The 13,278-nt window shown below is 59.2% G+C and carries 18 protein-coding genes; all 18 read left to right on the top strand.

The features are described 5' to 3' along the window. Positions 1–2 precede the first annotated feature (2 nt). The 18 genes from AQS8620_RS07075 to AQS8620_RS07000 all read left to right on the top strand — a co-directional run bounded on the left by AQS8620_RS07075 (position 3) and on the right by AQS8620_RS07000 (position 13,268). A complete protein-coding gene (locus AQS8620_RS07075; protein WP_085836191.1) occupies positions 3–518 on the top strand; it encodes a hypothetical protein in 516 nt (171 codons plus the stop codon). After that, positions 515–760 (top strand): hemolysin XhlA family protein, encoded by a 246-nt coding sequence (locus AQS8620_RS07070; RefSeq protein ID WP_234990403.1) that lies wholly within the window; start codon positions 515–517, stop codon positions 758–760. The genes AQS8620_RS07075 and AQS8620_RS07070 overlap by 4 nt, the downstream gene beginning before the upstream one ends. Continuing rightward, positions 750–1,253, top strand: coding sequence for a DUF1804 family protein (locus tag AQS8620_RS07065; protein WP_085836134.1), 504 nt, complete (start codon positions 750–752; stop codon positions 1,251–1,253). The genes AQS8620_RS07070 and AQS8620_RS07065 overlap by 11 nt, the downstream gene beginning before the upstream one ends. Continuing rightward, on the top strand, positions 1,250–2,911 hold the full coding sequence (terL, locus tag AQS8620_RS07060; protein ID WP_085836133.1) for a phage terminase large subunit: 1,662 nt from the start codon (positions 1,250–1,252) through the stop codon (positions 2,909–2,911). The genes AQS8620_RS07065 and terL overlap by 4 nt, the downstream gene beginning before the upstream one ends. Before the next feature lie 112 nt (positions 2,912–3,023). After that, positions 3,024–4,418 carry a DUF935 domain-containing protein gene (locus AQS8620_RS07055; RefSeq protein ID WP_085836132.1) on the top strand — a complete coding sequence of 465 codons (1,395 nt, stop codon included), beginning with the start codon at positions 3,024–3,026 and terminating at the stop codon, positions 4,416–4,418. A 191-nt stretch (positions 4,419–4,609) separates the two neighbouring features. Then, complete coding sequence (locus tag AQS8620_RS07050) at positions 4,610–5,971, top strand: PBECR2 nuclease fold domain-containing protein (protein ID WP_234990402.1); 1,362 nt, start codon at positions 4,610–4,612, stop codon at positions 5,969–5,971. A gap of 103 nt (positions 5,972–6,074) precedes the next feature. Continuing rightward, complete coding sequence (locus tag AQS8620_RS07045; RefSeq protein WP_085836130.1) at positions 6,075–6,659, top strand: phage virion morphogenesis protein; 585 nt, start codon at positions 6,075–6,077, stop codon at positions 6,657–6,659. A gap of 340 nt (positions 6,660–6,999) precedes the next feature. Beyond that, the gene (locus AQS8620_RS16855; RefSeq protein ID WP_143267457.1) at positions 7,000–7,428 is read left to right on the top strand and encodes a hypothetical protein; all 429 of its coding nucleotides are present in this window, start codon (positions 7,000–7,002) and stop codon (positions 7,426–7,428) included. A gap of 182 nt (positions 7,429–7,610) precedes the next feature. After that, a complete protein-coding gene (locus AQS8620_RS07040; protein WP_085836129.1) occupies positions 7,611–8,741 on the top strand; it encodes a hypothetical protein in 1,131 nt (376 codons plus the stop codon). Positions 8,742–8,753: 12 nt separating this feature from the next. Beyond that, positions 8,754–9,092, top strand: a complete 339-nt coding sequence (locus tag AQS8620_RS07035; protein ID WP_085836128.1) for a capsid cement protein — start codon at positions 8,754–8,756, stop codon at positions 9,090–9,092. An 11-nt stretch (positions 9,093–9,103) separates the two neighbouring features. Next, the gene (locus tag AQS8620_RS07030; protein ID WP_085836127.1) at positions 9,104–10,057 is read left to right on the top strand and encodes a major capsid protein; all 954 of its coding nucleotides are present in this window, start codon (positions 9,104–9,106) and stop codon (positions 10,055–10,057) included. Between the two features lie 14 nt (positions 10,058–10,071). After that, complete coding sequence (locus AQS8620_RS07025) at positions 10,072–10,542, top strand: hypothetical protein (RefSeq protein WP_085836126.1); 471 nt, start codon at positions 10,072–10,074, stop codon at positions 10,540–10,542. 79 nt (positions 10,543–10,621) lie between these two features. Continuing rightward, positions 10,622–10,873: an Acb2/Tad1 domain-containing protein gene (locus tag AQS8620_RS07020; protein ID WP_085836125.1), complete on the top strand. Its 252-nt coding sequence runs from the start codon at positions 10,622–10,624 to the stop codon at positions 10,871–10,873. Positions 10,874–10,876: 3 nt separating this feature from the next. Beyond that, entirely contained in the window at positions 10,877–11,299 is a 423-nt protein-coding gene (locus AQS8620_RS07015; RefSeq protein WP_085836124.1) for a gp436 family protein, read from the top strand. After that, complete coding sequence (locus tag AQS8620_RS07010; RefSeq protein WP_085836123.1) at positions 11,299–11,736, top strand: phage tail terminator protein; 438 nt, start codon at positions 11,299–11,301, stop codon at positions 11,734–11,736. Before AQS8620_RS07015 ends, AQS8620_RS07010 begins: the two co-directional genes overlap by 1 nt. Further along, positions 11,733–11,903, top strand: coding sequence for a hypothetical protein (locus tag AQS8620_RS17035; RefSeq protein ID WP_159453211.1), 171 nt, complete (start codon positions 11,733–11,735; stop codon positions 11,901–11,903). Before AQS8620_RS07010 ends, AQS8620_RS17035 begins: the two co-directional genes overlap by 4 nt. Positions 11,904–11,905: 2 nt before the next feature. Then, complete coding sequence (locus AQS8620_RS07005; RefSeq protein WP_085836122.1) at positions 11,906–12,832, top strand: phage tail tube protein; 927 nt, start codon at positions 11,906–11,908, stop codon at positions 12,830–12,832. Between the two features lie 58 nt (positions 12,833–12,890). Then, positions 12,891–13,268: a hypothetical protein gene (locus AQS8620_RS07000; protein ID WP_143267456.1), complete on the top strand. Its 378-nt coding sequence runs from the start codon at positions 12,891–12,893 to the stop codon at positions 13,266–13,268. The last annotated feature ends 10 nt before the right edge of the window (positions 13,269–13,278 follow it).

Below are 13,278 nucleotides of genomic sequence, written 5' to 3'. Positions count from 1 at the left end.
TGATGCAAGCTGCGCTTATTGCTCTCGCCGCGAAACTCGGTGCGAGTGCTGTCGAAAAAATCCTGACACGCAAACTTGGCCCCGCGACGGGCGAGTTGGTGGCTGATGTCATCCGCTCGATCGCCTCTGCTGCCGGCACGACGCCCGAGCAACTGCCAACGGTTTTGCGTGACGACCCGATGCGGGTCGAGAACGCCATCCTTGATGTTGAGAGCGAAGCCCCTGAAAAGCTCGCGCTCTATGCGCAGGGGCTGGCCTATCAACTCGAAATCGCCAAGCAAGAGGCCACAGGCCCGCTGTGGACATGGGCATGGCGACCGGCGGGCATGTATGGCCTCGGCGCGCTGTGGTTTTGGAACGTGGTCTTTCTTCACATCCTGAACGCGGCTTTCAAGATCGCGCTACCGCCCACGCCGTTTGATGTCCTGTTGCAGCTCACGGCTGCCTACATGGCGCTCTATATGGGCGGTCACACGGTCAAAGATGTTGCTGGAAAGTGGCTGGAGACGCGCAAGTGACGGATGTTCCTGCCCACGTATCTGAGCGCTTGAACCGCTCAGATCAACGTCTCGACGGCCATGAAAAGCGCCTGACACAACTCGAAAAGAACGAAGCCGGAATGGTGCAGTGGCGCATGGGCACCACCAAATCGCTTGAAAGCATCCAGTCGGGTATTCAGTGGATTTTCCGCCTCATTATCGGCGGGCTGATTACTGCTGCCATCGCCTTTGTTATCGCAGGAGGGCTCAATGGCTCGTAACAATGAAGAGCTCAAGCGCAAGGCTCGCGCAGACTACGTGTTTCGCCGCTTTACCCAAGCGACAATCGCGGCAGCCTATGGCCTTTCCGAACCAACAGTGGGGCGCTGGAAGCGCGCGGCCAAGGTTCAGGGCGATGATTGGGACAAGGCGCGCACCGCGAATGTGATCGCGGGTCAAGGCGTTGAAGCCGTGGTGTCGACGGTCGTCGAAGACTTCATGATGCAGGCGCAATCCATCCTTGACGAGATCAAAGATGGAAGCCACTCGACGGTCGATAAAGTGTCGATGCTGGTGGCGCTGTCGGATGCCATGACCAAGATGGCCGCGAGCGCCAAGCGGTTTGCGCCCAAAGTGTCAGAATTGGGCGTTGCACAGGATGTCATGTCCAAGTTGCTTGATTTCGTGCGCGATGAGTTCCCGCACCACGCCAGCGCGATCCTCGAGATCATTGAACCCTTTGGCGAGCATCTGGCAGAGATTTACACGACATGACCCGCAGGCCTAAACTCAGGGCCGCACTCAGCAAGAAGGACTTTCGCGAGAAGTTCCAGGCGATGGCGGATGACTTTGCCCGCCACATCGAGCTGCATGTCGAAGCCTTTACCTCAGATCCTCAAGCCAAGGCCGAGCGCCTGCGCCGGGTCGAGGCGGATGACGGGTTCCAGTTCTTCATGGAAACCTATCTGCCGCACTATGTGCGCGGCGAACACAGCTTGTTTCACCAGCATATCTTTGCCCGCGTGCCCGAAATTCTTGCGTCTGACAAAGGCGCGCGTGACCTGTTTGTTGCGCCGCGTGGCGCGTCCAAATCGACGCACCTGAGCTTGGGCTTTGCGCTCTACTGCATCGTGCGTGGTCTCAAGCGCTACATCATCGAGGTCTGCGACGTTTACGAGCAAGCCGCGTTGCTCGTTGAGGCGATCAAGGCCGAACTCACCACAAACATCCGTCTGCAGAATGATTTTCCTGACGCCTATGGTGTCGGGCGGTTGTGGCGTGAGGGTGAGATCATCACCGCCAACAACGTGCGTGTCGAGGGCTTGGGGGCCGCCAAGAAAATCCGGGGGCGGCGTCATGGCCCCTACCGCCCGGACTTGCTGTTCCTTGACGACATCGAGAACGATGAAAACGTGCGCAGCCCCGAACAGCGCAAGAAGCTGTGGAACTGGATTTATCGCGCGGCGCTCAAGGTTGGGCCTCCGGATGGCAGTATGGATGTAATCTGGGTCGGCACCGTGCTGCACTTTGATGCGGTGATCGTAAGGGCAGCCAAGGCCCCGACATGGAACGTCACCGAGTTTCAGGCTCTGGTCCGATTTCCTGACAATATGGTGCTTTGGGATGAATTTGAGGAAGTCTACCACAACGACGGTGAAGACGCCGCGCGCACCTTTTACGAAGAGCGCAAAGCTGCGATGGACGCAGGGGCGGTGGTCAACTGGCCCTCGGTCCAGTCGCTCTTGTTCCTCATGCTTGAGCGCGCCGCTGATCTTGCCGCCTTCATGACAGAATATCAGAACAAGCCGATCTCGGAGGGCAATCCGTTTGGCGATCTGACCTATTGGGTGCAGCGCCAGTCGGATTGGATTTTCTTTGGCGCAATCGATCCATCGCTTGGCAAAAAGGGCAAAGGGCGCGACCCGTCGGCGATCCTGATCGGGGGCTATGATCGTCTGAACGCCCGCATGGACGTGGTCGAGGCGTCGATCCGCAAGCGTCTGCCCGACATCATCATTTCTGATACCATCGCCCTGCAGCGCGAATACCACGCGCTGCTGTGGTTCGTTGAAGCCGTGCAGTTTCAGGAGTTTCTGCGCACCAGCCTAATGGTTGAGGCCGCAAAATCCGGCGTGGCGATTTCGGCCGTTCCGATCACGCCGAGCACTGACAAGGATTTGCGCATCGAGCGCCTACAGCCGCCCGTGGCCTCTGGGATGATCCGTTTCAGTTCCGGCCATAGCACTTTGATCGATCAGCTGCAGCAATGGCCCAATGCCGACCATGACGACGGTCCGGACTGTCTCGATATGCTCTGGCAAAACACCTTGCTCTACGCGGGCGGCGGGGCCGCTGGTCAAATGCAAACAGCGTCAGCCGCTGCCGGTGATGACCGGCTCGGCGGTTTCAGAATGGGAGGGAACGGGCGATGACTATCGTTGAGTGGTTTGCCATCGGCGCAATCGTAGCCTTGGTCGCGTTGCCGCCCAGGTTCGACCCGGCAATTCGCTGGAAGGAACGCAACGAGCTTCGAAAGGCCAAGAAATGAGTCGCCGCAAACAGAAGAACCGCGCCCAGGCAAAGCCTGCGGCCTTCGCCGATCAGAGCCGCCGCAACCTGCCGACCGAACAGCGCACGTTGATCGCCAATGCGACCAACGACATCACCATCCCGTTCTACACGGGCGTGTTGCAGCATGCTGATGACACGCTGATCCAGCAAGGCGGTGGCAAGGGTCTCAAGATTTACGACGAGATCGAGCGCGACACCCATGCGTTTTCGATGCTGCAAAAGCGCAAGAAAAGTTTGGTTGCGCGCGAATGGGAGGTTGAGCCGGGCGGTGATCGCCCGATTGACAAAAAGGCGGCCGAGCTGGTCGAGAAGCAACTCAAGGCGCTTCCCTTCGACCGCATTTGTGAGGATCTGCTCGATGCCACGCTTAAAGGCTATGCGGTCAGCGAAATCGTCTGGGTCCGCGATGGGGCACAGATCAAGGCCGAGCGGGTCGTGACAGATGAACAGCGCCGCTTTGTGTTTGATCGCGAGGGCAAGCCGCGCTTGCTGACCTGGACTGCCATGATGGACGGCATTGCCCTTCCCGAACGCAAGTTCATCGTCCACCGCGTGGGCGTGAAAGGCAATAACCCTTATGGCCTCGGGATCGGCACGCGCCTGTTCTGGCCTGTGCTGTTCAAGCGCGAAGGCATCACGTTCTGGCTGCACTTCTTGGAGAAGTTCGCAGGGCCTACGGTTGTCGGAAAAACGCCCTATGGAACTCTTTCGGGAGAGCAGAACAAGCTGCTCAACACCCTTGTGAGTGCCCGCACGGCCTCTGCCATTACCGTGCCGATCGGCACCGATGTCGAGTTCCTTGAGGCCTCCCGATCAGGGGCCGTCAGCTATGAACAGTTTCTGGCCTATTGGGATCGGCAGATTTCGATCTGCACCACCGGCGAGACGCTGACAACGCAGGCAGGGGATCAGGGCGGGTCTCGCGCCCTTGGGGAAGTGCATCAGGAGATGCTGGACCTGCTTGTCGACAGCGATGCCGATTTGCTGACAGACACGCTACGAGAGCAGCTGGTGGCGTGGATCGTTGACTACAATATGCCCGGCGCTGCCGTGCCGTCGGTGTGGCGTGTGCGGCCCAAAAACGAGCGGGCGCAGGCGGATACCCGCAAGAGCAAAGCGGCAGCGGCCGAAGCCACGAATAAAGCGATCCGAACCATTGTGTCAGCCTCTGCAAAGTTTGAAGACGATGACGTGGCGCGCGAATATATCGTCTCCTTCGATATCACCGACGCGCTGTCGGATACGGCCATTGAGGCGTTGGTGAACGCCCGTCACGCATTTGCAGGCGGCGAAGAGCCTGATCCGTTCACGACCCAAGATCCAACCGATCCGACTTTTTCGGCCGCGCGGCTCAAAAAAAAACTCTGACGGATCGCCATGTTTGCTTTTCTGAGCCCGGTGGGCCGGTCGAGCGCATTTCTGACAAGGCGGTTGAAGCAGCCGAGCGACATTTTTCTCGCCGCATCGATGCCCTGCGCCGTCTGGTCAATGGCGCAAGCGACTTTGGTGCCATCTCGCGCGGGCTTTTGGAATTGGCCGCGATATGGACGCCCGATGCCTTGGCGGCTCTTGTATCTCAGTCCACAGAATTGGCGGCGCTCGAAGGTCGCGAGGCGGTCTTTGCCGAAGCCGACGACGGCCGTTCTTTTGCTGACATCGATTTTACCCGTCAGGAGTTTCGCGAGCAGATCGACTTTCTGACACAAAAGCGCACCAAGCCGACCCGCGCGTGGACCGACGCGATGCATGGCGATCATGATCGCGCCTTTGTCGTTGCGGGCGCGACCGACATGGCGATGCTTGAGGACTTCCACGCAGCGGTCATCGAGGGCGCTCGGACCTATGACATCAAAGCCTTTGCCGGTGAGTTCGACCGGATCGTCGAGAAATACGGCTGGTCCTACAAGGGCGGGCGTGAATGGCGCATCCGCACAATCTTCGAGACCAACATACGCACAAGTTACATGGCCGGTCGCCTGCGCCAGATGCGCGATCCAGACGTGGTCAAACTGCGGCCCTATTGGCAGTACCGTCATGCCGACACGCGCGTGCCGCTCAATCCACGTCCCCAGCATTTAGGCTGGGATAATCTGGTCCTGAACTGGGACGATCCATGGTGGGACATTCACTTCCCCCCAAATGATTGGGTGTGCAGCTGTGGCGTGCGCACGTTGTCCAAAGGGCAGCTCAAGCGCATGGGCAAGGATGGCCCCGACAAAGCCCCCGAGACTTTGCGCCAGCCCTATACGCACAAGGCAACCGGCCAGAGCGTTTTGCAGCCCGAAGGCGTCGGATATGGCTGGGATTATATGCCGGGCGATAAATGGGAGCGCGGCTTGGTGCCGTCCGTTCTGATCGACGAGGCAGGCAAGCTGGAAGTTGAAGGCCGACACGCCGTGACAATCGATGAGCCGTCCCCGATCGAGGATCTGATGGCGCAGGCTCGCCCGTTCGTTGCCGAGCCTCTGCCCGAGGGTTTGGCCGATGAGGACTATGTGCGCGCCTTCCTTGAGCCCTTTGGGGCTGACATCGGTCAGGCTGTTTTGTGGGAGGACAAGGCGGGCATGAAAATGCCTGTTTCGGATGAGCTGTTCAAAGATCGTGCGGGGAATTGGAAAGTGGGCAAGAGAAACCGAGCTACGCTGACGCCGCTGCTTGCTGAGGCGCTGCTGGATCCGGATGAGATTTGGGTGGGTGTCGCCGCAAAGCAAGACCCGATCAATGAGGACGAACAGGAACTGGTTTTCGACCGTCGTTACATTCGGACAGACGCAAAGACGGGCTTAATGGTCGTTTTCGAGGTTGGCCGAAAATGGTGGGAGGCGATCACCGCCTACGCCCCCGCAGATCGCAAGCAAAAGCCAAGCCTGCATTTGTTGAACTTGCGCCGAGGTGGGAAGCTGGTTTGGAAAAGAAAATGACGACCGAGGGCGATCCGGTCGTCGTCACGGGGAGCTATCAGGACTATCCGCCAGTCTTCGCGTGCCCGCTCTCTTAACTTAGACCATTCCGGAGGTTTTTTCAATGACGGGAATTAGCATCAAGACCCAGCTGCGCGATGCGCAGGCGCGCGAGGGCTTGCGTGACCTGTTGGCACGGATGGATCAGGCGAGGCCCTTCTATTCTGCAGTGGGGGATTTGCTCGTCGGATCTGCGGGTGAGAATTTCCGCACCGAGACCGATCCAGAGGGACGCCCCTGGACGCCGCACCGCCCCTCGACCATCAAAGCGCGCACGCGCAAAGGTCAGGTGCCGCTGACCATCCTGCGCTCGAACTCGAAGGGGATGAGCGGATCATCATTGGCAGGGTCGGTCAACTATGTGGCGGGCGAAGACGAGGTGCGGGTCGGCTCAGCGAAAAAGACGGCCGCCATTCACCAGCTCGGGGGCACCATCAAGCGACCGGCGCGCGCAGGCAAGATTTACCGCATGAAAGGTGAGGACGGTCAGGTCGGGCGCAGGTTCGTGAAAAAGTCGAAAGCCAATCACGTGACCGACGTCGCTATTCCGGCTTACACGATCACGATCCCGGCGCGGCCCTTTATCGGGGTATCGGCCAGTGACCAGGTCGATATCTTGGAGATGGCGGAGGATTGGTTGAGCCGATGAAAAGGCGAGCGCCAGAAATGCGCCGCTGTGGCTGATAGGGGGCGCATGGCGCGCACATGTGGCCAAGAGCCGCTCGAGGCCTGTTAGCCCCCTGTTAGAATCGCTCTGATGGCCACTTCCTTTCGTGTCTGGCCGGGCTTTGACAGTTGATTGCTTAAGAGTTCGCCCACACTGATAACAATACAACGCCATTCGATGCTTATTCTCCGCGCATGCACTAGACTGAGCAAATGTACGGTGTTGTTGAAGCGGCCTTATAAAGTTAGTCGAGGGGAAGTTTCGGGATACCCTTCAATTGGTGTAAACGAGACATGAAAAATGCGATTGAGGGAAAAAATTGATGAAATGGAATTCCAAAATTAGGATGCCAAAGCAGAATAACCTCTACTACGCAGTGCTCCGCTGGGGAAACGACCATATAAATAGTGGGGTGAAATTCAGTGCCTTTAATAGATTTTTGGATACGGAGTATGGAGAAGACTTTGTGTCCACCTCCAGAAGAGAGGAGCTATTTCTAGAACTTTTCACCCCGATTAACAAAGCGAGCTTAACTTCAGCTTATAAAATTCGCGAACGAGATAATGATGGTGAATTTCACCTCAAGATCGATGCAGCCTTCCGGTTTATTGAACTGCAAGAGCTGCAAGAAGCTCGGGATAGCTCTCGATCAGCCATGTCTATAGCGATTGGTGCCATAGCAATAAGCATATTTTTGTGTGTGGCGCAGATTGTTACATCAGTAATTTTGTCCTCGCCAACTTGCTGTTGAGGAGTGTCCTGCTTTTTGGGGTCGCCTAATTTTGTGCAGCAGCATTTTCCCTTGAGCTGTGAGATGGCCCATCGCATGATCCCCGAGAAATCAGACCAAAGACATGAATGCCCGGACATCAGTCCGGGCATCTGCCGTTTCAGCGCGTGCGATGGGTAGTTCGTCAACAAACGGACGGACCCATGACTGCCAAGCCGCTCACAGCTCGCATCGAAGTTTTTCGCACCGGCACTTTCACGCCCCTACAAGGCGGCGATCTTACATTTTCCGCAGCTGACCTGCGGGCGATGGCAGACGCCTATAATGCTGACACCGCACCGGCCCCGATCGTGGTTGGTCATCCGGACGTTGATGCGCCCGCCTTTGGCTGGGTCGAAAGCTTTGACTTCGATGCCAATGCGGATCGGCTCTTTGCCAACGTCCACGAAATCGAGCCGTCGTTCGCCGAATTGGTGAAGGCGGGCCGCTTCAAGAAAGTGTCGATGGCGTTCTTTGCGCCTACTCAAGGCCACAACCCTGTTCCGGGCACTTGGTATCCCAAACATGTCGGCTTCCTTGGTGCTGCGGCCCCAGCCGTCAGTGGCCTCAAGAATGCACAGTTTGCCGGAAAGGCCGATGTCGTCTTTACGGCCAACTTTGGCGAGCGCGGCTTTGAAGAGACCGCCTCACTGTTTCGGATGCTGCGCGAATTCCTCCTGATGAACTTCGATAAGAAGGAGGTCGACGAGGCCCTGCCAGCGTACCGGCTGGAATGGCTCGACAGCATGGAAATCGAAAAGCGTGAGGATCATCCCCGCTTTTCCGCCTCCGATCCGATCCCCGAAAAACCCAAGTCCCCCACAAAGGAGCCTGCTGTGACCAAACAGCCCGATCCGGCCTTCGCTGAACGTGAGGCCCAGCTATCCGAGCGCGAGAAATCTCTCGCCGCGCGGGAGAAAACCATCGCCCACGACAAGAACGCGGCGTTTTCCGAAGAACTGGTGAGCGCAGGCAAGCTTTTGCCCGCCTCCAAAGACAAGGTTGTGGCGCTGCTGGACGCATTGCCCACCGATGCGACCGTCAGCTTCTCGGAAGGTGGCGAAAAGCTGTCGACCGCAGATGCTTTGCGCGCGGTGCTCCAAGCGCAGCCCAAAGTCGTGTCCTTCGGTGCCTTGGATAATCCTGACGGTCTGGGCGGCACACGCGCTGCGGCCTTTGCCGCCGATGGTCACACCGTCGATCCCGCCCAGCTCGAAACCCACACCAAAGCGCTCGCATACCAGCGCTCACATCCCGACACGGCTTATCTCGACGCCGTGCGTGCTGTGTCCTGATTGGAGACAAAAATGCGCACCTACCATTCCATCCTGTCCCTGACCGCCACCATGGCCGCTGTCTGCGCCGCTGGTGACCTGGTCGGCTTTGACGACACGCCGATCACGACTGCCGACGCGCCCGTCAAAGGTGTGGCACAGAACCCTGCCACCGAGGTCGGCCTTGATATCGCCCTGACCGCGATTGGGGTCGAAACCGTGACCGCCTCGGGCGTGATTGCCGTGGGTGACAAGCTCGTCACGGCAGTGGGCGGCGGCGTCTCGGTCGCGGGTGAAACCCCCGAGAACATCTTCGCCACAGCACTGACGGCTGCGGCTGACGGTGACGCTGTCCAAATTCTGATCCGCTGAGGAGCCCCTCCATGAACGCTATCAACCAACGCACTGCGGCTGTGATCGACCCGATCCTGTCCACCCATGCCCGTGGCTATCGCAATGCTGAGTTCATCTCGCACCTGCTGTTCCCGCGTGTGACAATCCCCAACCGCTCGATGCGCGTCATCAAGTTCGGCAAAGAGAGCTTTCGCTTGCTCAACACCCGCCGCGCGCCAGGCGCTGACAAGAAACGCGTGCAATACGGCTATGCCTCCGATCCGGTGTCGCTCCTGCAAGATGCGCTCGAAGGCGTGGTGCCGTTCGAGCATCAAGAAGAGGCAATGTCGGTTCCGGGGATCGATCTGGGGTCCGGTGCGGTCAATATGGTGCTCGACATCATCGATCTGGGCCATGAATACGAGGCGTCGCAACTGGCGCTCAATGCGGCAAACTACGATGCGAACCACAAGCTGACCATGGTCGGTGCTGACCGCTGGGCATCGGAGACTTCCGACCCCGCCGCCGATGTTGCAGCTGGGAATGAAGCCATCCGCCGTTCCATCGGACGCTATGCAAATACGCTGACGCTCAGCCCCTCGGCCTTCAATGCGCTCAAGAAGCATCCGAAGGTCAAAGAGCAATTCAAATACACCTCGAAAGACAGCATCACGACCGACATGCTGGCGACCTATTTCGATGTGAAGCGCGTGCTTGTCGGCAAGGCAGTCTGGTTGCCGGAAAATGCGGATGATGCGGCACAGGCGCAAGATGTCTGGGGCGAGGATGCTGTCCTCGCCTATGTGCCCGAGGTCGGCGACAACTATCAGGTGCCGTCCTATGGCTACACTTACGAGCTGCGCGGCTATCCGCAGGTCGAAGCGCCCTATGCCGAGCGCTCGAACGACAGCTGGATCTACCCCACCAAATCCGAACGCCGCGTCATCCTGACGGGGGCCGAAGGCGGCTTCTTGTTCAAGGGTGCTGGCGGCGCGGCGGCATAGGGGAGGGGTCGGTCATGGATGACGTCACAGTAACCCTCGCCACACCCGCCAAAGTGGGCGGCAAAAACGAGCCGCAGGGCAAGGTGCTGACGGTCTCCCTGACCGTCCGCGACCAGCTTCTTGCTGCCGGTGCACTGGTCTCGGGCGGCGAGGTCGTCGCGCTGCTGCCTGATGAGACCACCTCGGTCTTTGAGCAGGCGGTGGCCGTAAAGGCCAAGCAGATCGCGCAGACCATCGTGGAGGCTGCGGTCGAGGAGGCGGTCACCGAGCTTACCGCATCCGCCAACGAAGCGAACGCCCGTGCGGACACGGCAGAGGCGCACACAGCTGAGGCACAAGCGCAGCTTACGGTGATGCAGGACCGCGTTCTCGAACTGCAAGCGCAGCTTGAGGCTGCGCCCCAGGGAAGTGTCCCGCAAGAGGCCCCCGAAGAGACGGCAAAAACACCCGCGAAAGTAGCGTCCAAGTCGAAGCCCAAGGGCTGACGCCCAGGTCGCATTTCGCCTCGCCGGGGGCGGGCCACTCGGCCCCGGCATTTTCCCCACCCGATTGAAAGCGCGAACCATGAGCCAGCACAACGGTCTGCCCGTTTCCGGATATCGCCCTCAGAGCACTGAGGCGGTCGACCTCGTCAATAGATCCAAAGAAATCGAAGAGCGGGTTCTTCGGTTTTTGGATGCGCTGAAGGCTGAGCGCAGCCTTGATATGCGCTGGTATTCGATCGGGCGCACGCAGATCGAACAAGGCTTCATGGCCGTGAACCGCTCGGTGTTTCAGCCAGAGCGCGGTGCTCTGCCCGAGGATGCGGAGGGCTGATGCATGGCCTACGCCACTCTTGCTGATCTCATTGAACGCGCGGGTGATAACGAGCTTCGCAACATTGCCGATCGCGACCGTGATGGCGTTGCAGACGCCGATGTCATCGCAGCGGCTCTGTCGGACGCCGACAACATGATCAACGGCTATGTCGGCGCAAAATATGCGCTGCCGCTGACGTCCGTCCCCGATCTGGTCACGACATGGGCCGTGTCGATCGCGCGCTATGTGCTGCACCGCAATGGTGCGCCTGACAACGTCAGGGATGATTACAAAGAAGCTATCGCGGCCCTCAAGGACGTGGCGCGGGGCCTGATCGCGTTGCCTGTCAATTTGGGCGACACCGTGCCGGACGCCGTCAATGGCACTGTGATGGCCGTGCATCCCGCCCAGGTGTTCACCCCTCAAAAGCTGCGAGGGTGGTGATGCTTGCTGAAATCCACGCGCGCCTGATCGGCCAAATGTCGGGGGACCGTTGGTCCGGTGTCGAGATCGCCGAAGACATCGACGCCCTGCGCTCTCTGGCCGGACAGGTTGAGAGCGCAACCGCAATTGTCATGCCGTGGCGTGAGCAAGCTGGCGAGCAGCCGTTAATGGCAGGCGGGTTTCGCCAGCGCATCGAGATGCAGTTTCTGACCGGCATTGTGGTGCGCGAATACGACCAATTCATGGGCGCTGAGCGTGCCCTGAAGTTCGATGCTTTGAAAGCCGACGTCGAGGCCGCGCTTGCAGGCTGGGAACCGCCGAGCTGCGTCGAACCTTGCGAGCTGATCGGCGGCGAAAGCAGCCCCATCGACACAGGTGTCAGCATTTACGTCCAGACCTGGGCAACGGCCCGTTTCCTGACAGGAGAATTCTCGTGAAGAGCACAAAACCGACAAGCGGCGGGCGCTACACCCGCAGCCCCAAAAACGGCGTCATTGTCAAAGTCTCTGCGGAGGTGGCGGTGGCCATGGCGGGGGGCAAAGAAACAACCAAGGCGGCAGCTGATCAGTCCAGCACCGAACCTGACACCACGAAGGAGGCCTGATCATGGCTACACGTACCTGGCGCAAGCTTGCCATGCTTCACGCGATCGAGGCGACCTATCTTACCGATGCCGCACCGACGGCCGCTGATGCCATCATCGGCACCAATATCACGTTTACACCGCTCGAGGCCGAAGAGGTCAGCCGCGACTTGTTGCTCCCCTATATGGGCAATCAAGGCGTCGTGTTGGCCGCGGAATACGGCCGTATCGAGTTCGAGGTGGAAATCGCGGGCGCGGGTGCTGCCGGTGATGTTCCGAACTTCGGTTCGCTGCTGCGCGTCTGTGGTCTTGCTGAAACCGTGACCGCTGACACGATGGTCGAATACGAGATCGTCGAGGATGCGATCGAAAGCGGCACGCTTTATTTCAACAGCGATGGCGTCCAGCACGTCTTTCTTGGCGCGCAGGCGAATGTGCAGCTGACCTTTACGCCCAAACAAATCCCGAAATTCCGCTTCACGCTGATCGGCATGCTGGGCGACATCACCGATGCGGCTCTGCCCGCTATTTCCATGGCCGACTGGATCACGCCGCTTGTGGTGTCGAAGGCCGCGACGGTCATGGCGCTGCACGGCTGGGCGGCTGTGTCAGAAAGCCTGTCGGTCGATCTGGGCAATACACTGACGCCGCGTTTTCTCATCGGCGATGAGCGCATCAAGGTCACGGAACGCAGCTCTACGGGCACCACTGTGGTCGAGGCGCGGCATCTGGCCGACATCGACTGGTTTGCAAAGGCGCGCAGCCGCGAGCGCGGGGCATTGAGCCTGATCCACGGCAAAGACGCAGGCAATATCGTCGAGATCAGCGCACCTGCCGTTGAAATCGGGCGTCCGACCCAAGGCGAGACCGACGGCATCGTCAACTACTCGCTGGGCCTGTCGCTTTGCCCCGTCGCTGGCACCGACGAGATGAAAATCACCGTGCGCTAGGCGCGCGGGATCACCGCTACGCCTCAGCTCAACCCGCCTGAAAACCCAAGGATATCCCATGACCAACTACATCCTCGCACAAACGTCGACCTACTGGTGGCCTGTGACCGTTCGTTGTCCTGATCCGACGACACCTGGCAAGTTCGTGAAGCGTACCTTTGAGGCGGAGTTCGAATTCCGTCATCAGGACCAGCTGATCGAAGAAGAAGAGCGCGTTCGCAATGCGGTCGGTCAACGCGCGCAGATCGCGGCAGAACGCGCCAATCTCGTGGGCCGGATTTGTGGCTGGCGTGGTGTGAAGGATGTCTTGGGCGATGATGTCGCGTTCACCAAAGAGCGCCTTGCCGCTGAAATGGGGAACTCGCTGTTTCGGATCGGTGTCTATGAGGCCATCCGCGAAAGCATGTCTGGCGAGGAAGCCCTCTTGGGAAACTGACCGCAGCGGC

The sequence above is a fragment of the Aquimixticola soesokkakensis genome, assembly GCF_900172375.1.
GTDB classification, from domain to species: Bacteria; Pseudomonadota; Alphaproteobacteria; order Rhodobacterales; family Rhodobacteraceae; genus Aquimixticola; species Aquimixticola soesokkakensis.
Note: the sequence above shows the minus strand (reverse complement) of the source record. Positions and strands in the feature narration are given on the sequence as shown.

Bases quoted from the DNA above. Each gene is read 5' to 3' on its own strand.
- AQS8620_RS07075 (WP_085836191.1), top strand. From the start codon at position 3: ATGCAAGCTGCGCTTATTGCTCTCGCCGCGAAACTCGGTGCGAGTGCT.
- AQS8620_RS07065 (WP_085836134.1), top strand. From the start codon at position 750: ATGGCTCGTAACAATGAAGAGCTCAAGCGCAAGGCTCGCGCAGACTAC.
- terL (WP_085836133.1), top strand. From the start codon at position 1,250: ATGACCCGCAGGCCTAAACTCAGGGCCGCACTCAGCAAGAAGGACTTT.
- AQS8620_RS07055 (WP_085836132.1), top strand. From the start codon at position 3,024: ATGAGTCGCCGCAAACAGAAGAACCGCGCCCAGGCAAAGCCTGCGGCC.
- AQS8620_RS07045 (WP_085836130.1), top strand. From the start codon at position 6,075: ATGACGGGAATTAGCATCAAGACCCAGCTGCGCGATGCGCAGGCGCGC.
- AQS8620_RS16855 (WP_143267457.1), top strand. From the start codon at position 7,000: ATGAAATGGAATTCCAAAATTAGGATGCCAAAGCAGAATAACCTCTAC.
- AQS8620_RS07040 (WP_085836129.1), top strand. From the start codon at position 7,611: ATGACTGCCAAGCCGCTCACAGCTCGCATCGAAGTTTTTCGCACCGGC.
- AQS8620_RS07035 (WP_085836128.1), top strand. From the start codon at position 8,754: ATGCGCACCTACCATTCCATCCTGTCCCTGACCGCCACCATGGCCGCT.
- AQS8620_RS07030 (WP_085836127.1), top strand. From the start codon at position 9,104: ATGAACGCTATCAACCAACGCACTGCGGCTGTGATCGACCCGATCCTG.
- AQS8620_RS07025 (WP_085836126.1), top strand. From the start codon at position 10,072: ATGGATGACGTCACAGTAACCCTCGCCACACCCGCCAAAGTGGGCGGC.
- AQS8620_RS07020 (WP_085836125.1), top strand. From the start codon at position 10,622: ATGAGCCAGCACAACGGTCTGCCCGTTTCCGGATATCGCCCTCAGAGC.
- AQS8620_RS07015 (WP_085836124.1), top strand. From the start codon at position 10,877: ATGGCCTACGCCACTCTTGCTGATCTCATTGAACGCGCGGGTGATAAC.
- AQS8620_RS07010 (WP_085836123.1), top strand. From the start codon at position 11,299: ATGCTTGCTGAAATCCACGCGCGCCTGATCGGCCAAATGTCGGGGGAC.
- AQS8620_RS07005 (WP_085836122.1), top strand. From the start codon at position 11,906: ATGGCTACACGTACCTGGCGCAAGCTTGCCATGCTTCACGCGATCGAG.
- AQS8620_RS07000 (WP_143267456.1), top strand. From the start codon at position 12,891: ATGACCAACTACATCCTCGCACAAACGTCGACCTACTGGTGGCCTGTG.